The organism is Luteirhabdus pelagi (genome assembly GCF_016827595.1).
Lineage (GTDB): Bacteria > Bacteroidota > Bacteroidia > Flavobacteriales > Flavobacteriaceae > Luteirhabdus > Luteirhabdus pelagi.
On sequence record NZ_JAECMS010000001.1, the window covers coordinates 171,375 to 195,580 of the forward strand.

At 42.7% G+C, this 24,206-nt stretch carries 19 protein-coding genes; 16 read left to right on the forward strand and 3 right to left on the reverse strand.

Features of this window, described 5'->3' with window-relative positions:
* The first annotated feature begins 14 nt into the window (after positions 1 to 14).
* The 16 genes from I4Q58_RS00810 to I4Q58_RS00885 all read left to right on the forward strand — a co-directional run bounded on the left by I4Q58_RS00810 (position 15) and on the right by I4Q58_RS00885 (position 21,863).
* On the forward strand, positions 15 to 452 hold the full coding sequence (locus I4Q58_RS00810; RefSeq protein ID WP_203292765.1) for a phage tail protein: 438 nt from the start codon (positions 15 to 17) through the stop codon (positions 450 to 452).
* Positions 452 to 892, forward strand: a complete 441-nt coding sequence (locus tag I4Q58_RS00815) for a phage tail protein (RefSeq protein ID WP_203292767.1) — start codon at positions 452 to 454, stop codon at positions 890 to 892. The genes I4Q58_RS00810 and I4Q58_RS00815 overlap by 1 nt, the downstream gene beginning before the upstream one ends.
* Positions 893 to 894: 2 nt before the next feature.
* A complete protein-coding gene (locus I4Q58_RS00820; RefSeq protein WP_203292769.1) occupies positions 895 to 1,053 on the forward strand; it encodes a DUF5908 family protein in 159 nt (52 codons plus the stop codon).
* Positions 1,053 to 1,745 (forward strand): CIS tube protein, encoded by a 693-nt coding sequence (locus I4Q58_RS00825; RefSeq protein WP_203292771.1) that lies wholly within the window; start codon positions 1,053 to 1,055, stop codon positions 1,743 to 1,745. Before I4Q58_RS00820 ends, I4Q58_RS00825 begins: the two co-directional genes overlap by 1 nt.
* On the forward strand, positions 1,742 to 3,487 hold the full coding sequence (gene vgrG, locus I4Q58_RS00830) for a type VI secretion system tip protein VgrG (protein WP_203292773.1): 1,746 nt from the start codon (positions 1,742 to 1,744) through the stop codon (positions 3,485 to 3,487). Before I4Q58_RS00825 ends, vgrG begins: the two co-directional genes overlap by 4 nt.
* A gap of 4 nt (positions 3,488 to 3,491) precedes the next feature.
* The gene (locus I4Q58_RS00835) at positions 3,492 to 3,785 is read left to right on the forward strand and encodes a PAAR domain-containing protein (protein WP_203292775.1); all 294 of its coding nucleotides are present in this window, start codon (positions 3,492 to 3,494) and stop codon (positions 3,783 to 3,785) included.
* Between the two features lie 19 nt (positions 3,786 to 3,804).
* Positions 3,805 to 4,215, forward strand: a complete 411-nt coding sequence (locus tag I4Q58_RS00840; protein ID WP_203292777.1) for a GPW/gp25 family protein — start codon at positions 3,805 to 3,807, stop codon at positions 4,213 to 4,215.
* Positions 4,215 to 7,361, forward strand: coding sequence for a baseplate J/gp47 family protein (locus I4Q58_RS00845; RefSeq protein WP_203292779.1), 3,147 nt, complete (start codon positions 4,215 to 4,217; stop codon positions 7,359 to 7,361). Before I4Q58_RS00840 ends, I4Q58_RS00845 begins: the two co-directional genes overlap by 1 nt.
* Complete coding sequence (locus I4Q58_RS00850) at positions 7,349 to 10,009, forward strand: YegP family protein (RefSeq protein ID WP_203292781.1); 2,661 nt, start codon at positions 7,349 to 7,351, stop codon at positions 10,007 to 10,009. The genes I4Q58_RS00845 and I4Q58_RS00850 overlap by 13 nt, the downstream gene beginning before the upstream one ends.
* A gap of 11 nt (positions 10,010 to 10,020) precedes the next feature.
* Entirely contained in the window at positions 10,021 to 12,705 is a 2,685-nt protein-coding gene (locus I4Q58_RS00855; protein ID WP_203292782.1) for a hypothetical protein, read from the forward strand.
* Between the two features lie 275 nt (positions 12,706 to 12,980).
* Positions 12,981 to 14,312 (forward strand): contractile injection system tape measure protein, encoded by a 1,332-nt coding sequence (locus I4Q58_RS00860; protein ID WP_203292784.1) that lies wholly within the window; start codon positions 12,981 to 12,983, stop codon positions 14,310 to 14,312.
* Between the two features lie 10 nt (positions 14,313 to 14,322).
* On the forward strand, positions 14,323 to 16,137 hold the full coding sequence (locus I4Q58_RS00865; protein ID WP_203292786.1) for an eCIS core domain-containing protein: 1,815 nt from the start codon (positions 14,323 to 14,325) through the stop codon (positions 16,135 to 16,137).
* Between the two features lie 3 nt (positions 16,138 to 16,140).
* A complete protein-coding gene (locus I4Q58_RS00870; RefSeq protein WP_203292788.1) occupies positions 16,141 to 17,031 on the forward strand; it encodes a hypothetical protein in 891 nt (296 codons plus the stop codon).
* A gap of 95 nt (positions 17,032 to 17,126) precedes the next feature.
* Positions 17,127 to 19,736, forward strand: coding sequence for a hypothetical protein (locus I4Q58_RS00875; RefSeq protein WP_203292790.1), 2,610 nt, complete (start codon positions 17,127 to 17,129; stop codon positions 19,734 to 19,736).
* Complete coding sequence (locus tag I4Q58_RS00880) at positions 19,711 to 20,538, forward strand: N-acetylmuramidase domain-containing protein (RefSeq protein ID WP_203292792.1); 828 nt, start codon at positions 19,711 to 19,713, stop codon at positions 20,536 to 20,538. The genes I4Q58_RS00875 and I4Q58_RS00880 overlap by 26 nt, the downstream gene beginning before the upstream one ends.
* On the forward strand, positions 20,535 to 21,863 hold the full coding sequence (locus I4Q58_RS00885) for an ATP-binding protein (RefSeq protein WP_236002786.1): 1,329 nt from the start codon (positions 20,535 to 20,537) through the stop codon (positions 21,861 to 21,863). Before I4Q58_RS00880 ends, I4Q58_RS00885 begins: the two co-directional genes overlap by 4 nt.
* Here the strand turns inward: I4Q58_RS00885 and I4Q58_RS00890 are convergent.
* The 3 genes from I4Q58_RS00890 to pxpA are packed head-to-tail and all read right to left on the reverse strand — an operon-like array spanning position 21,856 to position 24,156.
* Complete coding sequence (locus I4Q58_RS00890) at positions 21,856 to 22,701, reverse strand: 5-oxoprolinase subunit C family protein (RefSeq protein ID WP_203292794.1); 846 nt, start codon at positions 22,699 to 22,701, stop codon at positions 21,856 to 21,858. The two genes, I4Q58_RS00885 and I4Q58_RS00890, sit on opposite strands and share 8 nt — an antisense overlap.
* Entirely contained in the window at positions 22,694 to 23,419 is a 726-nt protein-coding gene (pxpB, locus tag I4Q58_RS00895; RefSeq protein ID WP_203292797.1) for a 5-oxoprolinase subunit PxpB, read from the reverse strand. Before pxpB ends, I4Q58_RS00890 begins: the two co-directional genes overlap by 8 nt.
* On the reverse strand, positions 23,416 to 24,156 hold the full coding sequence (pxpA, locus tag I4Q58_RS00900) for a 5-oxoprolinase subunit PxpA (protein WP_203292799.1): 741 nt from the start codon (positions 24,154 to 24,156) through the stop codon (positions 23,416 to 23,418). The genes pxpB and pxpA overlap by 4 nt, the downstream gene beginning before the upstream one ends.
* Positions 24,157 to 24,206 lie beyond the last annotated feature (50 nt).

Consider the following 24,206-nt stretch of genomic DNA (forward strand, 5'->3'; position numbering starts at 1 on the left):
TAAAAATCAAAATCATGTCAGATACATATCCATTAGTAAAGTTTCACTTCTCGGTAGACTGGGGAGGAACGAACATAGGCTTCACAGAGGTGACCGGACTAGATGTTGAAACAGAAGTAATCGAATACCGCAACGGTGCAAGCCCAGAATACAGCAAGATTAAGATGCCCGGCATGCAGAAATACAGCAACATTACGCTTAAACGCGGCTCTTTTGCAAACGACAACGAATATTTCAGATGGTGGAACAGTGTGAAATTGAATACCATTGAGCGACGCGATATCACGATTTCACTATTGAATGAAGAGCATGAACCGGTAATTGTCTGGAAAGTAAAGAACGCATTCCCCATTAAGGTTCAAAGCACCGATTTAAAAGGCGATGCTAGTGAAGCAGCGATTGAAACCTTAGAGTTAGCGCACGAAGGTCTTGTAATTCAAAACGGCGATTAATGGCTGCGAACTATCCCCCAGTCAGTTTTCACTTCAATGTTGAATTCCTAGGTATCAAACAACAGGATGTCGACACTCAATTCCAATCGGTGTCGGGATTAACGGTCGATATCGATACAGAGGAATTCGCCGAAGGCGGGGAGAATCGTTTCACTCATAAATTCCCGAAACGATCGCGCTACCCAAATTTAGTATTGAAACGCGGATTGGTGAAAGATTCGGCCGTTATTGCCTGGTGCCGAAGTGCTATTGAAGCCTTTGAATTCTTGCCGATTGACCTTACTGTGAAACTTTTAAATGAAGAACACGATCCTTTGGTCACTTGGAATGTCGTGAGCGCTTATCCAGTAAAATGGAGCGTAAGCGATTTCAACGCCGAACAAAGCGAAATAGCCATCGAAACTATTGAATTAGCCTATAACTATTTCAGACTCGTATAGCCATGCCCATCGAAATTAAGGAACTGCATATCAAAATTAATGTTGACGATTCGCAGCAAACGAACGCACAACGACAAAAACCAGGTGTAAACCGAGAGGCTATTGTTGCGGCCTGTGTCGAAGAGGTTATGCAATTGGAAAAACGTAAAAACGAACGATAATGCGCTTAGGACAGCTCAAAAAACTTAGGGTAATCGGATATAAGGACGATGCTTTTACGGAAAAGATAGCCGATGGAGAATTCAGCTCTTTGCTGAACCCAGAAACCTATTCCCTAAACTATTCGGTGGAATATACCGAAGCGCAGGGCCAAGGTACCAGCGGTTCGCAGGGGAAGTATTTACGTACCCCGCCCGAAAACCTAGCCGTCGAGTTTCTCTTCGACCGTACAGGCGCCATTCGTGGAAGTCAGAACTTAAAAGGGGATGGTATCATCGACGATATCGAAAAATTCAAGCGAATCGTGTTCGATTACGACGGCGATCAACACAAACCCAACTATGTGATGATTGGTTGGGGAACGCTGCTTTTTAAAGGCGTTCTACAGCAAATGGATATCGAGTTCAAATTGTTTTCACCCGACGGTACACCGCTTAGGGCAGTGGCAAGAACGCAGTTTAAAGGTTCCATTGAGGACGATTTACGCGTGGCGAAGGAGAACAACCAATCGCCCGACGTCACCCATATACGAATGGTTAAAGAAGGTGATACCCTTCCTTTGATGACACATCGCATTTATGGCAATTCAAAATATTACTTGCAGGTAGCTGCAGCCAACGGACTGACCAACTTTAGAAACCTAACCCCAGGTCAGGAAATTATGTTCCCTCCTATCGAAAAAGCGTCCTCATGAACAACAGCCGAACCATACAAACTGCACAGAGTGCCGATTTAGTCACCTTCACCATTTTGGTTGAAGGCACCGAACTTTCGGCCGTTCACCATGTGCAGAGTATTTTGGTTGAAAAAGAGGTAAACCGAATTCCGTTTGCACAACTCATCTTCTTAGACGGAAGAGCTTCGGAAGAGGAATTCAAATTAAGTAATGAAGACACGTTACTACCAGGTAAAAAAATAGAAATAAAGGCGGGTTATCACAATGAAGAGGACAGTATCTTCAAAGGCATTATCATAAAACACAGCATCAAAATACGTGAAAACCAGTCGGTGTTGGTGGTGGAATGTCGCGATGAAGCAGTGAAAATGACCATCGGACGAAAAAGTAATTTCTTTTACGATAGCTCCGATGCCGAAATAGCCGAAAGCCTTATCCAACAATACAACTTGACTGCCGATGTTGAAGGCGGTGGCACAACGCACAAGGAAATGGTGCAATACAGAGCTTCCGATTGGGACTTTATGATGACGCGTGTACAAGCGAATGGCAAAATCTGTATGGTGAATGATGGTGCTATCAAAATTGCAAAACCAGATCTTTCACAGGAAGCAGTGGAAACGGTTGCTTTTGGAGCCACCCTTTTGAATTTTGATGCAGAAATAGATGCGCGAGAGCAGTTTAATACGATTACCTCGTTTGGATGGAATCCTTCCGAACAGGAATTGATCGAAACGGAAGCATCCGATCCAGAAATAACCTTAAATGGCAATCTTTCCAGTTCTGAATTAGCCGATATCCTGAACGTGGATTCGCTCGACCTGAAGCACGGTGGAACGCTAAACAGCGCTGTGCTTCAGCAGTGGAGCGATGCGAAGCAGCTGTTTCAGCAAATGGCGAAGACCAGAGGTAGAATACAGTTTCAAGGCATTCCGCAAGTACTTCCTGGAACTATGCTAAATCTTGAGGGTGTCGGCGAACGCTTCAATGGAAAATGTTACATAAGCGGCATTCGCCATGAAATACGAAAAGGAAACTGGACCTGCGATGCGCAGTTCGGCTTAAACCCTAAATGGTTTAGTGAGACCTTCGATATAAATGAACTTCCAGCCTCAGGCTTATTGCCAGCGGTTAACGGACTTCAAACAGGTATCGTAACACAACTAGAAGATGATCCCGACGGAGAAGACAGAATTTTAATTCAAATCCCCATCATTAACCACGAAGCACAAGGCATCTGGGCACGCATCGCTTCTTTGGATGCGGGAGAAGATAGAGGAGCCTTCTTTCGTCCAGAAATCGGCGACGAGGTTTTGGTGGGGTTCATAAACGACGATCCAAATTGTGCGGTAGTACTGGGTATGCTTCATAGCAGCAGTAAACCGGCACCTATTTCAGCAACAGATGACAATCATGAAAAAGGGTTTGTTACCAGAAGTGAAATGAAAATTCTCTTCAATGATGAAAAGAAAAGCATCACTATCGAGACACCTGGTGGAAAAAAAATAATAATCGATGAGGATGCCGACAGCATTATAATTGAAGACGACCATCAAAACAAGGTTGCGCTTGAAAGTGATGGAATTACACTAGACACCAAAGGCGATCTCAACCTTAAAGCCGTAGGCGATATCAATTTAGAAGGAATGAATATTAATGCAAAAGCCAATGCCCAATTTAAGGCAGAAGGAAGTGCGGGAGCTGAAGTCAGCACCAGTGCTATCGCTGTCTTAAAGGGAAGTTTGGTTCAAATAAATTAAGAAGATGCCAGCAGCCGCTAGAATAAACGATATGCATGTTTGCCCCATGGTAAACCCGAATGGGAGCCCGCATGTGGGTGGACCGATTTTACCGGCCGGAGAACCCACGGTATTGATTGGGGGGTTGCCAGCAGCTAGGGTTGGCGATATGGCCACCTGTGCCGGTCCGCCCGACAGCATTGTCATGGGGTCGACCACGGTTTTGATCGGTGGCATGCCAGCAGCGCGTATGGGCGACACTACCGCACACGGAGGTTCGATAGTGTTAGGAGAATTTACGGTACTAATTGGAGGATAAAATTATAGCAACTAAACGAATGAAAACAGAACATCAATTTTTAGGGGAAGGTTGGAGCTTTCCGCCCCATTTCGATAAACAATCGGGAGAATTGGTAACGACCACTGGCGTGGTTGATATCAACAAAAGCTTGGAAATATTATTGTCGACACGACTCGGGGAACGTATAATGCTTCCTGGTTATGGGTGCGATTTAGAGGATTTGTTATTTCAACCGTTGGATACAACGCTGAAGACCTATATCAAGGATAGAATTGAAACCGCCATTCTATTACACGAACCGCGCATTGATGTAGATGCTATTGAATTGGATACCACCAACGAACGCAATGGTGAGGTATTAATCAAAATTGAATATCGTATCCGCATTACTAACAGCCGTGGCAATATGGTATTCCCTTTTTACAAACTTGAAGGCACTGAAGTATAATGGCTAAAAACTGCGACCATACCTTTTTGACCCAACACGGGGGCACCACCCAGGCACAACGTGAATCGAAAGCATTGTCGCCCGAAAGCGTGCTATTGAACGATTTCTCGACTCGGGAATGGATGCAGTTTGCGCTTCGCTTTGCGAAGGAAGTCAATTACTTCGACACCGAAACCAATGCTAAAAATGGCGATTGGCAAGCCTTCTTTTCTGAAAGTGAGAACATAGAAGCGTTTCTGAGCTCTTTGGAGAATTCGCAGGACCTCACCCCTCACTTAACCCTTTTCGTAAGTTTCTTAAAACTTTTGGACATTTCCAAGGAGCGTTTTAATGCTATTACCAAACGTCACTTAGATTTCTATTATGGTGAAATTCTTCAAATTGAAAAGAAAGCAGCGGTAAAGGATAAAGTGCATTTACTTTTTGAATTGGCCAAAAACACTTCCGAAGCCAATATAGAAGAAAATACTACGCTTGAAGCGGGAAAGGATGCTGAAGGCAATCGACTTCAATATGAAACGGAGTCGCAAAAGATTATCAATCAAACCAAAGTAGCACAGCTAAAAAGCATCTACCACCATCGTAAAAAAGCTGGCAATCCGAAGGAACACAATGGTATCTTCGTTGCCGATGCTGTAAATTCCATTGATGGCAAGGGAAAGCCTTTTAAGGAAACGCCCCAATGGTATCCCTTTGGCTATCCCACCCATTTTCAACCCGAGCAGCCACTAGAGGTGGCGCAGATCGGATTTTCTATCGCTTGTCCTACGTTGCGATTGGCAGAAGGAGAACGGCATGTGTCGCTTGTCCATTCATTTGAAAAAAAATTACAAGCCATAGCAACCAACGACTTGGTTACTGCCTTTGAGGTATATGCCACAGGCGAAAAAGGGTGGCTTGGTCCTTTTCCACTCAATACCACTACTTCACATGGGTTCCGAACAGGTGTTTCAGATGAAAGCCTTAACCTTTGGCTTACCATACCTAAGACCGAAGGTGCTGTAATACCGTATTCACAAGATATTCATGGGGGGCAATTACAAACCGATGAGCCCGTATTTCGATTTCTGTTGAAGACCGCTTCACCAGAATTCGAGAAAGGATATACCATCTATACCAAACTATTTCAACAAAAACTTTTGAAATCGACGGTTCAGTTGAAGGTAGAGGATGTAAAAAACCTTCAACTACGAAACGATTTGGGCGCTATAGCAGCCGATAAGCCTTTCTTTCCCTTCACCACCCAACCGATGCAACGTTCTGCTTTCTACATCGATAGCAAAGAGGTATTTGCAAAAAAATGGGAGTCAATTTCCATTCAAGGCAACTGGTTGAAAACCCCTAACGATTTCAAGGATCATTATATCGCCTATCGAAAGGATGGCAACAATTTCAACCTGTCCCCGAAACTATACCATCACACGCTGTATTTCAATTTCGATAGCATCCAGAATCTATATATTTCTCCAGGAAGTAATATCAATATCTTTAAGCCTACCACCACGCCCTTAAACCTATATGTCTCGGGAAACGATTACTTCAAAATGAACGTTTCCATCGAAAACAAGGAAACTTTTCAGAAACTGGAACAAAACCAACCAGTGTTTGCCGATGCTTCAGAAGGATTTCAACTACAAAATACCTTTACAAATACGGGTGTAACTACAGGTTATAACGGACCGTTGAAACTTTCGCTGAAACAGTCGTTCCTGCACGATCTATTTCCGCAAATCTATGCCTTGGCATTGAGTTCAGAGGAAGACACCGTCGTTCCGAATCAGCCGTATACACCCTTATTAGAGTCACTTTCGGTAAATTATACCGCTTCCCAGGCACGCGATTTCAAGAATGCAAATAACAATACGGAGGGATTGAAACCACTTCAATTGTTTCACGAACATCCCTTCGGACAATCAAAAAACGACAGTAATTTGTTTCCGGTGTACTGCACAGGAGGCGAATTATACATTGGTTTGGAACAGGCAGTACCCCAACAACAGGTTTCGCTACTGTTTCAAATATTGGAAGGCTCTGAAAACCCGTTGGCCGATACCTATACCGCTGACGAAAAAATTGAATGGGCTATGCTCACCGAAACGGGTTGGATGGACTTGGATAGCGAGCAACTGTTGGGCGATACGACGGATAATTTCCTAAAAACGGGCATCGTAACTCTTGCCATTCCTTCGGAAGCTACACTTCAAACCACCGAATTACCGTCTGGACATAATTGGCTACGCGCAAAAAGCCCAAAATCGTTCGATGCTTCGGCGAAAATCATCGGCGTACATGCCCAGGTTATCACTGCGGAGGTAATCGACAACCAAAATATCTTTTCACATTTGGAAAAAGGGTTGCCTGCCGAAACGATTTCAAAACTGACACTTCGCGATGCCAAGGTGAAAAAAGTTACGCAGCCGTATAATTCTTTTGGTGGACGTGCAGAAGAAAGCGACGATTCATATTACAAGCGCATCAGCGAACGGATTCGTCACCGCGATCGCGCCATCACCCAATGGGACTACGAACACCTTATTTTAGAACAGTTTAAGGATATCCATCGTGTTAAGTGCCTGAACCATACCGATGACGCGAATTATCAAGCGCCGGGAGCGGTGACGGTATTAGTACTTCCAAATACAGAAAATAAAAACGTGTTCGACATTTTTCAACCGAGGGTCAGCACCGCCAAACGCAATGAAATTAGCGACTACATCAACAACAAGAACAGTTTCTTCGTCACTGCCAAGATCGAAAATCCACAATACGAGGAAGTTCGAGTATCGCTAAAGGTAAAGTTTCATAAAGGTTTCGATGCACTTTTCTATACCAAGCAATTGGATGAAGATATTAAGAAGTACTTAAGTCCGTGGACGTTCGAGACTATTTCTAAAATCAATTTTGGCGGCACGGTGCATCGCAGTACGCTAATTTCATGGATGGAAACCTTGCCCTATGTCGATTACCTCGACAGCGTGGTTCTAGAGCATCGAATTTCAGAAACCACCGCATACACCGAAAAAATAGCGGTCACTCCTTCCAGTCCGAAAAGCATCTTGGTGTCGGCCAAACAACACCACATTGAAGTAACAACGGGAAGCTGCAAATCGAAAACTCCAAAACAAACGAGCCAATGTCTACCCTAACATCATATAAAACCTTGGTGAAGAACACCACTTCGGGCGACGATTTGGACTTCGATTTTCTTCGCAAGAAAGGAATCGAGTATATCGAGTCGATGGGAAGTGCACTGTGGACCGATTATAACAGTCATGATCCTGGTATTACCATCTTAGAGGTTTTAGCGTACGCCATCACCGATTTGGGTGCTCGGATGAAGCTGCCGATGGAGGATATTTTGGCCGAGGAAGGCAATCGAGAATATTTGAAGCAACAATTTCTAACGGCTGAAAAGGCCCTTCCTATAAAGCCGGTTTCGCCTTCCGATTATCGGAAATTATTTATCGATATTCCTGGAATCAAGAACGCTTGGCTTCGAAAGCATGAAAAAACAGTATATGCCGACTGTAAAAATCATGCGTTGGCCTATAAACCGTTTGGAATTGATTCAAAGTATCAAAAAGAATTTGTGCTGAATGGTTTGTATGACGTGTTATTGGATTTCGACACTTTCGACCCAGATGAATTCAATACTGAATCTAAAATAGAAGCTGAGAAAAAACGCCTAAAAGACGAAGTTCGAAACGTGTATCATGCCCATAGAAATTTATGTGAAGACATTGTAGGCATTTCTGAAGTGGAGCCGTTTCCTGTTTCTGTTTGTGCCCAGATTGAAGTAGCGCCAGATGCTGATGAAGAGCGAATTCACACCAAAATACTGGATATCATTGAAGATTATTTATCGCCAGCGCTTCCCTTTTACTCACTAAAGGAAATGATTGCCAAAGGAATTCCGACCGACGAAATCTATAACGGTCCTTTGCTTACCCATGGCTTTATTGAAGCCGAGGAACTAGCCAATACAGAACTCCGAACTGAGGTCCGTCTTAGTGATATTATCTACCTCATTCAGCAGATTGAAGGTGTTGAAGTGATAAAGGATATCACGCTTCAGCATTGCGATGATACCAAAACACCTGGAAAGCAGTGGGTACTCTGCGTTCCAAAAGGCACGAAACCCGTGCTCTGTAACAAAAGCGTTTTCAGTTACTATAAGGGATTTCTTCCCCTCAATATTGACGTTGAAGCTGTAGAAGCCTTCCGAAAGGAAACGCGCGATCAGCAAGCAAAAAACATGGAGGAACTTGCAGCATTGAGCAAGGAATTGGACTTGCCGGAAGGTATCTTTTCAAACATCGAACAGTATGAATCGGTGCAAAACGACCTACCGGAAGTGTATGGCACGGGGCCGTTGGGACCAAAGGGTAACGCGACCATGCAACAGCGTGCGAAGATTCGTCAGTTGAAAGGATATTTGCTGTTCTTCGATCAGATTCTTGCCAGCTACTTTGCCCATTTACAAAAGGTGAAAGCAATTTTTTCAATAAATGGTGAACTACGTCAATCGTACTTTACCCAAGCGCTAACTTCAGTTACCGACCTCAGTCCTTTGGTTTCCGCCAATTATACCGATGATACCGCTATCACCGATTTGCTATTCGAGGATCTTGATGATTCTGTTACACGGAGAAATGCCCAATTAGATCATTTATTGGCGCGATTCGCCGAAAGCTTCAGTGAATATGCCTTTTTGATGAAGCAGTTGTACGGTTCCGATACCGATGAAGTGGTTATGCAGACCAAGGAAGGCTTTCTTCAACAATATGATGTTATTGGCTGCGAGCGCCCGTTGGCCTTCAACTATTACAAACAGGAAGAAGCAAATTTGTGGGATACCGATAATGTTTCCGCTTTTCAAAAGAGAATTGCATTGCTAACAGGTAATCCGAACTTCAACCGAAGAAATTTTAGCGACCATCCTCTAGAGATTTACGAGGAAATAGACACCGATGGCATCATCGAATATCGCTTCCGCATTCGACGCGAAGACAAAACCATTTTACAGTCTTCCAGTAAGCATTACCATTCACTAGCTAACTTATACAAAGAAGTTTTCAATGTTCGGAACTTTGGAAGAAAGGTTGAAAATTATGAAATCAAGACCACCGATGGCGGAAAGTTCTATTTCAATCTTACCAATCCTAATATCCCCGATGTGGAGGATGAAGGGCATGTAATCGCTAGAAAAATAGGGTATTACGCTTCCTTGGAAAATGCAGAAGCCGCTATAAATGAAACGGTCGAATTCATGAATTCGCTGGAATTAAATGAAGGAATGTTCTTATTTGAACATATTCTCTTACGTCCCGATATCACCAAAAACACCGCTTCACCCGCTTCCTTTTTACCGATTTGCGAAGATAACTGCGAAGGATGTGAAGGCATCGATCCGTATTCCTTTAGGGTATCCATTGTATTACCGGGATGGACGGAACGGTATAGCAATGTCGATTTCCGACGTTTTATGGAGCACCTGATACGGAAAGAGCTACCAGCACATATTGTTGCAAAAATCTGTTGGATTGGCTATCCAGAAAGTTATGATATGGAAGGCGAGGAAAATGAAATGATGGAACTCGAAGCTGCTTACCAAGACTGGCTGTTAAACAAAACCAACATGGAACAAGCACAGCCCGTTACCAAGTTAAAACGCCTGAATGATATTCTGAGCACGCTTCACACCATATATCCGCAAGGTCGTTTACACGATTGCGATGACGAAAACGAACAACAACATGTAATCCTAGGTCGCACCAACCTCGGAAAACTTTAAATAATACGATTATGAGCACGCGACTATCAAAAATTACCCCGCAGTATAGCCAGTTTGTGGACGATCAGGTCCTAACCTCGGCTAAGTTGAACGAATTTATAGAATACTTCGACGAGCAGGATCGCTTAAGTCGTGTTTGTCTCACGGGCGTCGGCATTGCCTGCGGTTTTGAAGTACGGTATGATGCTTCGGAAAATACCATTACCATTTCCCAGGGATGTGGCGTTACGACCGACGGCGATCTGTTGAAATTACAGAACGATGTTCCCGCTGAGGAAATCGACGACAGCTCGTTCCGCGATATCAAATTGATTACCGTTCCCAATATCACCTATACCCATTTTAGGGATTTTGAGGATGAACGTGCCAAATACAAGCCTTTCCGCGCGGGTAATTCTACTATCGATTTATGGGAATTGCTTCCCGAAGAGGCTGTAAATACCGAGGAAGGGCATGCACCGCTCTCGCAGTTTCAGGATTTAGACGATAAGGTGGTGCTGCTCTATCTCGAATGCTACCCAAAAGATCCAGATATCTGTACGGGCACGAATTGCGACAATCAGGGACAACCGATTATACAGAATGTACGGGTATTATTGGCCGGAAAGGAAAACACCTATGAAATTATCAATGGTGGCGACACGCTTTTCGAAAAACACGATGTATTGGCAGAAGTTGCTGCGATGGATCGTTTGGTGATGCCGAAAGTGGTATTGAATGCCGATTTGGGAGCTGAAAACAATGTGGGAAGTCACGTAGCATTACACGATGCTTATGAGGAGGTGTTGGGTGAAGTGAAGCCGCTAATGGCTGAAGCCTTCAACAGTTTATTTGCGAGTTTTTCTGAAACATTGATGATTTCTGAAGCGAGTCGTGACGCTATTGAAAGTGCCGTGAAGAATATTGATACTATTCAAACTGGTGAAAACATTCAGTATCGCTACGATTGGGCCCGTGATATCGTTGATACTTACAACGAACTATTTGAATTATTGTTGAAGTTGAAGTCGGAATGCTGTCCAGACATCGAGGCCTTCCCGAAGCATTTGCTGTTAGGAAGCCTTCAACCACAGGACGAATATCCAGAATTACGTCACGATTTCTATCACGCTCCTATCAATAATGAATTTGGAAGCTTGTTGAAGCGCGCGAAAAGTCTGGTATCTCGATTGGAAGGTATTGCTACTTCGTATAATGCCGAATTCGAAGGTCGACCATTGATCACGCCCTCCAAGGATTGTTCACCCTTAGGCGAAAAGGCGATTCCTGCGTATTATACGATTTCAGAGAATTTGTTGAAGCGTTGGGATTTCGTCAAAACAGAACGTTTTCACCATAGAAAAAACCTAAGCTATCATCGCGAGGCATTGGCGGAAGGATGCTGGGTTCGGAATCCGTTGAACGTAGAATTGGAATGCCACGATTTTTATAGAATTGAAGGCTTGTACGGTCGTTCCGGATTGGAGGTAAAGGACTATCTCAACTCACTTCGAAAAGAATTTGCCCTCGATTTCGAATGTCGGTTGTATGATGTTGAAACGCAACGAGAAGAAATTACAGCATTACTAAGAAATTATCCCGGCATCACACATCGTGCAGGCGTTCCTAAAGGAGGAACCTTTTTCCTCTTCACCGAAAACGATGAGATCATCGCCGATTTCTGTTTGCCGCATGCTATTGAAACAAAGGCTCAAAATGCTAGCTGTTGTTACTTGCGGGAATGTACCTATCCGTGGATCAGCACCTTGAAATTTTTGAACAATCTCTCCAGAAGTTTGAAGGGCACGCAAAGCAATAACCGTCCGATGCCACAGGAATACAGGCTTCAGGTAATCGAATACAAAATCAATGGGCAGTCGCTTATCAATCGGACCACCACCTTGGAAATTCCGTTGGAAGCTATATTCCTTCGACGGATGCATGCCATCACCGATGCGTTAAATACGCGTTTCGATAAGGGATTGGTATTCGATTTTAATGAAAGTCAGAAGCGCTTCGTTATAACCTATGCGAAGGAAGATAAGTTCGTGTTGCGTGTTCGCGACGTGACCATGGCTAGAAACAATGCTATCTATACCTACAGCAATAGCGGGATGTTCCGTAACAACCGTGTTTTTAGACCCGATGCGATGCGCTGTCGCGACTTGAAGAATTACAATCCAGCCTTTTATGAAGCGTTACAGGCTTCGTTGGCTCCGGTGAATAAAGATGATGATTATGGCACCTATGATGATAAATGGGCGAAATGGACACGATTGCGGGATCGATTGCAACGGTATCCTCTATTTATGGAAACCCAGCAGCAACGGTTTATCACGTCTGTTTCAGAATTACCGAGTGCCATGCGGACCAAGCTATCAAATATCGCGGATGCCATTCGACGCATCAATCCACAACTGACACTTCAGTTGGATGGGGATTGGGTAAATGGTACTTGGATCGATGATCTGATGCTGACCCATGCCCGAAGAAATAAGAAGAATACACACGATGATGTCGTATTGTTTGTGAACCTGAGAAAGTTCCTGCATAAGAAAACGGGGGTGACCAAGCTTTCGCTCTATATTCAAGGAGCTCCGTATAGCAGCGACTTTGATGAATTACTAGCGACTCACGGTGTGGATGCTGATTTCTATTTCGGAAGTCCAAGGGGTGAGAATGCTATAAGTGTACCATTACAAAGAGGTAGAGGATGATAATCACTACAGAACATAGCAACCTGCTGCTGAAACATGCACAAAAAAAGAAGGGTATCAGTCGGTTAAAATTGTACACTCCGAATGATACCCTTATGGGTTCTAACACTAAAACTTCTGTACTGATAAGCAATAGACTAAAAACTGTCGAAGAGATTATACTGCTTCAACTGAACGCTACACTCATACTTGACTTCTGCCTCAATGAACTAACAAACCCAGTAATTCATCTCTGAATCTGAGTGATAAATATACGTAATAAATCTGATATTCAAATGCCTACATCCAAAAATATCATCCAAAAAATGACAATTGAGGTAAACACCCCTTCGATGGAACAGGCATTTCACCTAAAGGATAGCATGAGTGGAATCGTACATGGCAAAATGGCTCCTCAAATGGAGCAAATATTCCATTCCATTTCAAAAGAATTCGATGACAAAATTGTACGATTTGACAGGTTGGAAATCGACATTTCAATCCCTAAAAGTTCATTCTCAGAAAACATTTTTTCAACAGAAATAATCACCAAAATTGAACAGGCTTTGAAGAAAAAAGTAGCTCGTAAAAAATCGACTCAAAACGAATTTGAAACGCTATCAATTTCAGCGAAAAAAGAAGCAGCATATTTCTATTTTTTAGCCCATGGAAATCTACCTTGGTGGAGCGATTCTAAAGAAAATTTCAGTAAAGAATGGCTAACAAACTGCTTGAACGAGAAAAATTTTATTCAAAATTTAAAAAATTCAATAAGCGAAATAAAAGCTTTAGGTAGATTTATTTTACAAACTGATAATAAGTTACTTATAAAAACATATTTTAGTTTTTTAGACAAGTCTAAAAGCGCAAAGTTGGCCGCATTTAAGATCCCGAGTTTATTTCGAGAGACAAAATACAAAAATATTTTTTGGAAACTATTATTTACGACTTCCTCCATTCGAGAGTCAGAAAAAAAAATTCAAAAAATGCTTGCTGAAACAGCCCAAAGTCAACCTAAAAAAAAGGTGGTTGAGTTATTGAATTTTGGATCTAGCCTACTGAAAGAATCAGAAAAAAGCACCCCTTCCCTAGTTCTTGAAAATGTGCCTAAGAACTTCGAAGAAGATACGCAATTGTCAACCGTTTTTGAGAACGCCGGACTGATACTCCTTCACCCCTTTTTAAAACGTTTTTTCGAAAGCCAACAGTTATTGGAAAACGGACAATTTTTAGAGAAGAAAAATGAAGAAGTACTCCATCTGTTTCATTATCTCGCTACCGGAAAAACAAAACCTTATGAATATGAAGTAGGCTTTGCCAAATTGCTAAGTGGATATCCAATTGACGAGCCGGTAAATCGGTTTATTCATCTTTCTCCCAAACAAAAGCATGCCTGCGATGAACTTTTAATGGCTGTAATGAAGCATTGGTCAGCGCTGAAAAGTTCATCCATCGAACTGCTTAGAAATGAATATCTACAGCGGGAAGGGAAAGCAACCTACAAAGAGGATAGCATGCTGCTGCAATTTGAGCGAAAGCCCCAGGATATCCTCTTAGATCAATTGCCATGGCCGATGGGAGTTTTAAAGCTGCCTTGGCTAGCGAATGTTATATATGTTGAATGGTAAGTTTAGAAGTATGAAAACACATAGAAAAAACGCCTCAGAAAGAACGAAAGGCCAAGCATCACGACCCTTTTTTCCAGCCATTCAGGCAAAATTAACGGTTGGTCAGCCCAACGATCGCTTTGAACAAGAGGCCGATCGTATGGCAGATAGGGTTGTGAACAATATTTCAGGCCATCAAAAATCGTCAACCTTCTTTCCCGCTTCCTCGGTACAGTCGGTAGGGCGAGGCGATTTGGCCCCTATTCAAAGAGAATCGGAGTCCGAAGAGGAGCAACTTCAACTAAAATGTAGCGCTTGCGAGCAGGAAGAAACCGTTCAAAAACATGAGGAAGAGGAAAGCGTGCAGCCAAAACGAGACCATATGAGAAGCAGTGAAACGATTGAAACCGTCTTACGTTCTTCATCGGGCGGCGGACAAAAGCTACCGAATACCACTCGTAATACGATGCAACAAGGGTTCGGCGCCGATTTTGGAAATGTCAGTATTCATACGGGTTCCAACGCCATTCAAATGAACCGCCAATTGGGTGCCCAGGCCTTCACCCATGGTAACAATATATATTTCAATCAAGGGAAATACAATCCCCACACCACCACTGGAAAGCGCCTTTTGGCCCATGAGCTGACGCATACGCTTCAGCAGGGAGCATCGAAACCTTCTATTCAACGGAAACTATCGGTAGAAGATGATTATCCTACCGATTATGTAAATAGCTTGAGTAAGAGCAACAATATTGAAGACCCTTCAAAAGTGCTTTCGAAAGCAGACCGTCTAAATCTTATTGGTCCACAAATCGATAAAATCGGTCCAGATTTTAAGATGCAGAGCAATGGAGAAGTGAAAGCCAAGGGTGGTAAAAAAGAATCGGAACTTACGAAAGGATCTAAAGGTATTGGCAATTGTTGTCTTCACATTATGACGCGCGACACCAACCTAAATCCGTGGAAAATTGTAGTAGCCGATAGCCTTTCCCCACATACCAATAAAAATAAGCACACAGTTTTAACCACCAGCAATATAAACCCCGTAAAATACGGTTATCACGATAAGAAAGGTGTCAAACATAGCTATGCAAGCAAACCCGAGGTCATTTTAGGCCATGAATTATGTGGTCATGCTTCCCTTATAGATCTCGATGCCCATGCTAAAGGATTTCGAGCCGTTTCGAACGTACACGATTCGACCATAAATATAGAAAATGAATTAGCGAAGAGCGTAGGCGTAAGTGAAGATGAATTACGCGGGCATGCTACCGACGGTCCGCACAAAGGTGAATCGTTTGGTCATGCTGAAGTGATTAACTTTGGTTTTAATAAATCGGATGTTTCTAAACTCGACCAAAGCGAACAAGATAAATTAAAACTGTTAAGCGATTTGATTATTTCAATGGATCTGTTTGTTGAAATACGCGGGCATTCCGATAATGTAGGAAGTGATTGGGCAAAACAATACATTAGTGATCAACGTGCCAAGAATGTGTATCTGTTCCTACGGAAATTGAAGGTTTCAAAGAAGGCTGAAGTTACGATCGGGGAAAACAAATCCGTTAAATTGGACCGCTTTCTGCTGAAGGGGATGTCGGATAAGGTACCTCTTCCAGGCATCGACTTGACGACAGAGCAGCATAAGCTTCGTAGGGTTGATGTGTTTGTGTCCTCTTTCCCTGCTGGGCTTTCTGAATTCCCAAAGGATACACCGAAACGAAAACGTAAAAAACTCCAGAAACTGGATATAGTTAAAGAACCAGAGAAAACAAAAGAAATCCGCAAAACGGGAAGTCCGTGTGAAAAATTATTGATTGAAAAGGCGTTTCCTAAAAAGTAAAAAATGATGTACGCACATGCTTCAAAAACAGAGAACGGGCATACTTCTGCAAGCAACCATAACAGCTTGTTTATCCAACCTAGCGCGATACAAGAAAATGCAGAACCTACATTTTTTGGCCACCAAAAAGTGGAACCTTCCCCTAATGAAGGCAAATTCTTTGTTTCTTCAGCGGCTCAAAATATTTCACAAACCTCGGCCAACGTACAGCGCCAAGTAGCTGATGCTACTACTAACACCGATTGCAACGATTTTCAAGAGGCTATTGAAGCTGCTGAGAATATGGCAAGGGAATGGGTTAGCGACGCGATAGGTTGGTTTGAGGAATATCGGGAACTTATTAGAAATAGGGCCCGTAGAAGTGAGAATCGCTTACTTATAATTGGGAGGGATATCTATGAAAGGTTCCAATTATTAGATCAGCATTTCAATATTTCAAGTGAATTGGGACTTAATTCTCCAACTTCAGCGCATAGCCGATACGATACGGAAGGATTTATGAGGCTATACAATGTTACCGCATTTATACGTCGAAGATATCACGGTGTGAATATTACTTCCAAAGCTTACAATTGCGACAATGGGCCCTGTCCAACAGGCGAACAAGGGGCTGAAACATTGGGAGAAGCCCAGGCTGGTTCGCAAGAATATACATTATTTACTAGCTGTTGGAATAGCCAAAGCGAGCCTACTAAGGCAGGTGTTTTACTCCACGAGTGTTTTCATGCTGCATTTACCAATTTCAATCATGACACCTATTCATTTGAAAGTAATTATCCAGGAGATAACCCACAAACAAATGCTGAAAGTTATGCTATCTTCGCAGCCTTGGCAAGTACAGGAAGCACCTATCGTATCATAGAATTGGAAGGGTCTACAATTTCGGTGGAATAGATTTGTAAAACTATAAATTTCCTTACACAACACAGGCAAACACCCCTTGCTTCCAAACCTCAATATCAATACCTTAGAGGTTTCAACTGAACATCATGGCCAATACAACTCCCAACCCCGCGCTTTTCACAAAGCTTATAAATGCCGTACACCATCTTTTTAGATCGATGAAGAACTTTGTAAAGTCTTCCATTCTAAGTTTGGTCATCATTATTATTATCCTATTATTGCTTACGCAGATGGACCAAGCCTTCACGATGCTGGTCGATTTAATGGAATCGGACAAGTTTTCGCTGTTTCTAGCATTTTTCTTTATTAATGCCTTGGCACTGGCATTATCGCATTATCCCATCTACACCTACTATGCAGCCGATTTGAACGATTCGCGCGACTATACCGAATGGCATCGCACCTTCCCCATAAAGTTTTGGCCGTTGCGGAAGTATCCGATTTATGTTTTCACTACCAATCCAAATTCAGATTATGTTCCCGATAATTGGGCAAATTATCTTCGTTATGCAACTGGTGTTCTTATCCATGGCGTCTGGATTCACTTTATCATTAGCAGCTTCGCGCCTAACCTGATCTTCGAATCGTTTCCGCTGGGATTGATAAAATGGATTGTATATCCGTCGCTTCTCCTACCCTTCATCATCTACATCATTTACAGAAGATCCATCTGTAAACTGGAACGGGCTGTGTCCAAAAAAGGAAAGCCGCTTTCCGATAAGAAAATGGAGAAGAAAACGGAACGCCTACATCACCTATATCGCAAACTTGGGGTGTGGTATGTGGTCATCGCCCTCCTTTGCGTGATATTTCTATGTATAACATTATTCTTCGGAACGTTCAGTCCGTTTGGGTTTGTTTTACTGCTATTGACAAGCTACGTATTGATTTTCAATTATGTATTCTTCCGATTGCTTAGAACAAAATTGAAAAAGGTTTCGAAGGCAATGAAAGGTCGTAAATCTTTGAAACCCTTTCGTTTTTTAATTGACCGTATCTGTTTTATGGGGAAGTCGGAAAACTATTTGTTGCTCTACAATTTCAATTTTTTAGTAGCTGCCGTATTAATTGTTTGGTCGACCATCGCAAGTGTTATTGAGAACAACTTGTTGAATGGCATCCCTATCTTACTAGCGTTTTTCTACTTCTATTACTTCATTATTGCAACCCTTGGAAAGTATTTCTTTGTGGCCTATAAGATGAATCTCTTTGGAACCAAACACTACCGAATGTTATTTATCGTCCTTGGAATTCTTATCGGATTGGTGGTTATCACCAACTTCGCTCCAGTGGAAGTCACCACCCACGAGCTCGACCTAGTGGAAAATACCCAATCTGAAATACCTGAAACAGTTTTTATCGATCGGCTTCGCGCCAAAAACGATAACACCCTCTTCTTCATTGCAAGTCACGGTGGTGGTCTGAAGGCAAATGTCTGGACGCTTAATGTCGTAAACATGCTTCAGCGGAAGACCAATGGCAAACTGCTGGACCAAACCATCGCTTTATCGGGCGCCTCGGGTGGTTCGTTAGGATTGGCACTCTATACCGGTCTCTATCGTGAAGACGGGACCAATTTCGATGCGATACAGACTAAGATCGACACCCTCGCCGCCCAGAACTATACGTCGCTCGATTTATCGCTAACGTTCGGATTGGATACCTTCCGAAAACTTTGGCCTTTTAGCGAACGTATCGGATTACGGGATCGTCCTTATTACGCCATGCGGAAATATCAGAATGAAATAGAGGACCAGCGCTTGGATTACCTATCAAGCAAGTCATTTCGCGATTATTGGAAAGACGCTTTCAACAGAAAGGGGTATTTTCCATCCCTTATAATGAATACCGCCGGCACCCAAGGAAATCGCGGTATTCTATGGAGTGTTCGTCAACAGGACTTCGGCGCTATTTTCCCGTATGCCATCAATTTAGCCGATTTAGAAAATGAAAAAACCATTCCGTATTACCAAGCCGTAAGCACTACCAATCGGTTTCCAGTATTTAGTCCGGCAGCTAAAATTCGAGGCTACGGGCATTTTATCGATGCCGGAGCAATTGACAATAGTGGTTTGTTAGGCTGTCTGGACGTTCATAATTACCTGTCGCGCGATAAACAGGTATTGGGCGATAAACAGATTGCCTATATCGAAATCATCAACAGCAAAGGACTTTATGTCGACCATCTCATTGAAAAGTTCAAGGACAAATATAAAGTAGAGCATATTTCAGTGAATGAAAAGGAAACCGATAATATTATAGCCGACCTTCAAACGGGACTGAATCTGGATAAAATTCCTGGCTATTTAAGCGATTATGTTACCAGTCTCGAAGAAACGTCCGAAGGCGGTATCCGTTATTTCAAGATCATGATGCCCCATAAGGTTTCCTTCAATGATGTTGAAGGCTATGTGAATGGTGAAATTTTAGATAAAGAGATCCGTGAACAGTTACTAAATTTCCTTGCGGAGGAAAACCTTCAAATACTAACATTGACCGAAAAACTTGACAATGGATTCTTTGATCCTTGGGAGTATTACGAACCGACTCTTTCGCGCCACCTCAGCGCCAGTAGCATTCGCTATGTGAAGGCTATTTTAGACCATCCCCTTTTGAATCGTCAATTTGCGGCGATAGAAGAACTAATCAAGACACAAAAAATCGAAAAAAATGAAAACCCTGAAGTATCGCTCTAGAGGGAGTGAAGTATTTATGCTGGAAGAAATATTGGTGAATTTAGGCTACGAAGTCTATATCTCCAATTATTTTGGAACCGATACGCGCGCTGCCGTCATCAACTTTCAACAGCAAAACAGTTTGGTTGTAGATGGTATCGTAGGGCCGAAAACATGGAGCAAGCTGATAGAGAAGAATGCTTCCATTACGAAGTTCAACGATAAATTCTTATCGGAAGAGGACTTACAAGAATTTGCAGATAGCTTCGACCTAGAATTAGCGGCGGTAAAAGCGGTTAACGAAATTGAAAGTAACGGAAAAGGCTTTTTGCTGGATGGCAGACCCCGAATTCTCTTTGAAGGCCATGTTTTTTGGCGGGAGCTTAAAAATCGGGGCGTGAATCCGTTGAACTTCAAAAACGAGCACAGCAAAAACGTTCTATATAAAAGCTGGACGAAGAAATATTATGAAGGTGGCGAACAAGAATACGACCGCTTAGAGAAAGCAGCCGGCTTAAGCGATGACGATAGGGTTCATGATGCGGCCTATTGCTCGGCCTCCTGGGGCGCTTTTCAAATCATGGGTTTCCATTATGCTAATCTAGGCTACCCCAGCATCGACAGTTTTGTATCGGATATGTATACCCATGAAAAGTCGCACTTAAAGGCATTTGGCTTGTTCTGTAAGGCGAATGGGCTACTTCAACATATCCGGAATAAGAACTGGGCGAAATTCGCCAAAGGCTACAACGGTTCAGGATATAAAGAGAATAAATATGATAGCAAGTTAAAGGCTGCCTACGAGAAGTATCTAGCATTATGATGAAGACAAGCGCTTATACGGAAATAAAAAGAATGATCGATTCCTTCACGGAAGTACTTATCTGGCGGTTACAGCATCCTACTGAACCTTTAAAAAAGAGTCCTCAGCTTTCCCTTTCTAAGAAATCGAAGCATCCTTTTTTTCAACTAATTGAAAAACATGAGCTCTCCACTGAGGAAGTCATCATTCTTCTTTTGACTTGGATACCCCATCTTTCTCCAAGTCTCTTAATCGATACCGTTTCATCGGCCTATCCTTCCGGAACCGACTTTCCCTTATTTGGTGGGGTGAAGGGGAAAAACCATCGCGGGATTCTGCCGACAGGTGAAACGGCTCAATTTCTTATCGGTGGAACGGATATTTCAATGCGCACCAAAACGGCATTGCTATTCACCGAAAACAATACATTCCATCGTCAATCCCTACTTCACTTAGAAGAAGTGCCAACGGGTGAACCCACTATGAGCGGAAAGATACTCCTTCATGATGAAATCCTTCACTTTCTTAAAACGGGTGAAGCGCTATTACCAACACTGAGTACGCGTTTCCCGGCCCAACTTTTGGAAACCAGCCTAACGTGGGACGATTTAATTTTGGACAAAACCACTATGGAACAAGTGAAGGAGCTTGAAGTTTGGTTACAGTACAACAAGACCTTTATGGAGGACTGGAACATGAAAGATCGGGTAAAGCCAGGCTTTCGGGCCTTATTTGCGGGTCCATCCGGTACTGGAAAGACATTAACAGCAACCTTGTTGGGGAAATACACCGAGCGACCTGTGTACCGTGTTGACCTTTCCACCGTTGTTTCAAAATATATTGGCGAGACGGAAAAGAATCTTTCATCCCTCTTCGATAAAGCGCAAAACAAGAATTGGATTCTCTTTTTCGATGAAGCAGATGCTATTTTTGGAAAGCGCACCAATGTTCGCGATGCGCATGATAAGTATGCCAACCAAGAGGTTTCCTATTTATTACAGCGGGTTGAAAGTCACTCCGGGCTTGTCATTTTGGCGTCCAACTTCAAAAACAACATCGATGAAGCCTTTACGCGTCGGTTCAACAGTATTTGCGAGTTTAAAAAGCCTGGGGTAGCCGAACGAAAGCAATTGTGGGAACGCAATCTTCCCAAACAGCTTTCGCTTTCAAAAGAAATCGATTGGGATAGTATTGCCAGAAAATATGAACTTACCGGTTCCAACATCGTAAATATCATCCATTATTCGAGTTTACAGGTGCTTCACCTAAAGAATGATGTACTAACACTAAACATATTGCAAGAAGGCATCCGAAAAGAGTATAAAAAGGAAGATAAGCTTATGTAAGGACTAACTGAACGGTTGCTCCTCCCCTTTTTTGCGCCAATTCGCAAATGGCTTGTTCGCTAAGTTGAAGAATTCTGGAATATCCGCCCGTTGTTTGGGCGTCACGCATCAATACTATACAATCGCCAGAAGGTGTTAACTGAACCGTTCCCGGCTGTACAGGTGATGTGATAATCTCCGAACCTTTTATGCCTGCCACGCCTTCCAGTCGATACGCCATACGATTGCTTTGGGGCGAAACGGTATAGTTGCCTTTTAAAATTTTTTGTTGAAGGGAGGTGGAAAGCTGCTTCCATTCGGGGCCTTCATTAACCTTAATTTTTGCTGTGTTGAAATGTGAAGTTTCAAGTTGAAGCGATGATTGTTTTGCGTGAACATTTTTAGATTGTTCTTTTAGCGCCAGCAAATCTCCTTTATCCAAAGCTGAAGCTTCTGTGACGCCGTTATACATACTTCTACTTCCCAACACCAATGATGTTTGCCAACCGCCTGCAACAGCGATATAGGCTCGTGTCCCTACGGAAGCATTTCCGAAGCTCAACAAACCACCTTTTGAAATTGAAACCATCGTGTTCATTTCGACGGACTTATCATTTACTTTTGGGTGAAGGTCAGCGCCGACGATCGCTATGATAGCGTCTTCTTGAAACCGTAGTTTTGGTCCCATAAGCGTAATTTCCATTATGGCATCTTCATCTGAATTATTTAAAATTCTATTAGCCAATGTAGCAGACATTCGATCCATGGCACCGCAGAGCGGAATGCCAAGATTTCGATAACCAAAGCGACCCAAATCCTGTATCGTTGTATACATTCCGGGATGGATGACTTCAACCATGGATGATTTCTTTTTTGATTTTATAATCACCTGAACGAACTTTCTCTATTATTGACTCATATTCCTTCGCTGATATAGATTCAAACTGAAGCAAATTTCCTGCTTTCAAAAGTGATGGTGGCTGTTTTTCAACAGAAAAGAGTGCCAAAGGCGTTCTACCGATGATATTCCACCCTCCTGGGGAATTGGATGGATAGATACCTGTTTGTCCGCCTGCTATACCCACCGAACCGGCTTCCACTTTCTTTCGTGGGGTGCTTTTTCTAGGGTGATGTAATTTCGAATCCAATCCGCCTAGATATGGGAATCCCGGTAAAAAGCCCAAGAAATAAACGGTATAAGTTGGCTGGGTATGAAGCGTGATTAGTGCATCGATTGAAATATTCTTCTTTTCAACCAATTCTTGGATATCGGGAGCGAACGCTTCATCATAACATACTGGAATTTTGATTTTTTCACGCTCAAGTGCTGTAGCTTCAGATTCCTTTTGCAGCAATTGCTCTATTTCATTTTTCACCTTATCGACAGAAACCTGCCTATTAAAATATAAAGCCATAGAAGCATAGGCTGGAACGATTTCAAGTAGTTGGTCACCCAATACATCCTTTAATAAGGTCTGTGCTCGCAACACGTCTTTATGGATATCGTTGGAAATAGTGTTTTCCCATTCCAACAATATTGCTGAATCGCCAAACGATTTGAGTGTGGGTTGCTTCATCTTGAAAGTTGAATAGGATGGTTTTTCATTTGTTGGTGAAGATACTTTAGAATAGCAACCGAGTTCGGCTGGTCACCGTGAATGCAATAGGTTGATGCTTCAACAGGAATCTTCTTTCCTGAAATGGTCGTCACTTGCTTATCTATTGACATTTCCTGAAGCTGTTTCCACACTTCACCGGAATCTTCAATCAACGCACGATCATTGCTACGCGATACCAAGCGACCTTCATCGGTATACCTTCGGTCTAAAAATGCTTCAAATTGAAGGGGTAGCAGGTTTTCTGCTTTTCGATGTAACACAGAACCATACTGCACATATAATACCGGACGAATCTTTGTAGAAGTAATCGCCTCTACTACCGCATCGGCAGTGGGTGCGTCCTGGACGGCATAGTTGTATAAAGCGCCATGCAGTTTTATATGATGAACCGTAGCTTCCTCGGTTTCCGCAACCGCGAAAAAATGTAACAACTGATTGAAAATCGTTTCCGTCAATTCCTTTTTGGTCAGTGTCATGATTTCCCTCCCAAAATTATCCTTATCCGGAAAGGAAGGATGCGCCCCTATTTTCACTTGATGTCGTTTTGCCAACCGAATAGCGGTCCGCATGGTTTCATCGGTGCCAAAATGACCGCCACAGGCAATATTACAGGAAGAAATCAGTGGCATGATGTCGGCATCATTTCCCTTTCCTTCGCCTAAATCGGCATTGATATCTATTTCAACACTATACATACTTCAACTCTTTTCATCATTAAAATACATAGAAAGAAAAACTTTTACAA

What these genes read in the sequence shown, in the direction of transcription:
- I4Q58_RS00820 (WP_203292769.1), top strand. Translation starts at nt 895, where the DNA reads ATGCCCATCGAAATTAAGGAACTGCATATCAAAATTAATGTTGACGAT.
- pxpA (WP_203292799.1), bottom strand. Translation starts at nt 24,156, where the DNA reads ATGTATAGTGTTGAAATAGATATCAATGCCGATTTAGGCGAAGGAAAG.
- I4Q58_RS00855 (WP_203292782.1), top strand. Translation starts at nt 10,021, where the DNA reads ATGAGCACGCGACTATCAAAAATTACCCCGCAGTATAGCCAGTTTGTG.
- I4Q58_RS00840 (WP_203292777.1), top strand. Translation starts at nt 3,805, where the DNA reads ATGAAAACAGAACATCAATTTTTAGGGGAAGGTTGGAGCTTTCCGCCC.
- I4Q58_RS00880 (WP_203292792.1), top strand. Translation starts at nt 19,711, where the DNA reads ATGAAAACCCTGAAGTATCGCTCTAGAGGGAGTGAAGTATTTATGCTG.
- I4Q58_RS00825 (WP_203292771.1), top strand. Translation starts at nt 1,053, where the DNA reads ATGCGCTTAGGACAGCTCAAAAAACTTAGGGTAATCGGATATAAGGAC.
- I4Q58_RS00835 (WP_203292775.1), top strand. Translation starts at nt 3,492, where the DNA reads ATGCCAGCAGCCGCTAGAATAAACGATATGCATGTTTGCCCCATGGTA.
- I4Q58_RS00865 (WP_203292786.1), top strand. Translation starts at nt 14,323, where the DNA reads ATGAAAACACATAGAAAAAACGCCTCAGAAAGAACGAAAGGCCAAGCA.
- I4Q58_RS00845 (WP_203292779.1), top strand. Translation starts at nt 4,215, where the DNA reads ATGGCTAAAAACTGCGACCATACCTTTTTGACCCAACACGGGGGCACC.
- pxpB (WP_203292797.1), bottom strand. Translation starts at nt 23,419, where the DNA reads ATGAAGCAACCCACACTCAAATCGTTTGGCGATTCAGCAATATTGTTG.
- I4Q58_RS00885 (WP_236002786.1), top strand. Translation starts at nt 20,535, where the DNA reads ATGATGAAGACAAGCGCTTATACGGAAATAAAAAGAATGATCGATTCC.
- vgrG (WP_203292773.1), top strand. Translation starts at nt 1,742, where the DNA reads ATGAACAACAGCCGAACCATACAAACTGCACAGAGTGCCGATTTAGTC.
- I4Q58_RS00860 (WP_203292784.1), top strand. Translation starts at nt 12,981, where the DNA reads ATGCCTACATCCAAAAATATCATCCAAAAAATGACAATTGAGGTAAAC.
- I4Q58_RS00850 (WP_203292781.1), top strand. Translation starts at nt 7,349, where the DNA reads ATGTCTACCCTAACATCATATAAAACCTTGGTGAAGAACACCACTTCG.
- I4Q58_RS00875 (WP_203292790.1), top strand. Translation starts at nt 17,127, where the DNA reads ATGGCCAATACAACTCCCAACCCCGCGCTTTTCACAAAGCTTATAAAT.
- I4Q58_RS00890 (WP_203292794.1), bottom strand. Translation starts at nt 22,701, where the DNA reads ATGGTTGAAGTCATCCATCCCGGAATGTATACAACGATACAGGATTTG.
- I4Q58_RS00870 (WP_203292788.1), top strand. Translation starts at nt 16,141, where the DNA reads ATGATGTACGCACATGCTTCAAAAACAGAGAACGGGCATACTTCTGCA.
- I4Q58_RS00810 (WP_203292765.1), top strand. Translation starts at nt 15, where the DNA reads ATGTCAGATACATATCCATTAGTAAAGTTTCACTTCTCGGTAGACTGG.
- I4Q58_RS00815 (WP_203292767.1), top strand. Translation starts at nt 452, where the DNA reads ATGGCTGCGAACTATCCCCCAGTCAGTTTTCACTTCAATGTTGAATTC.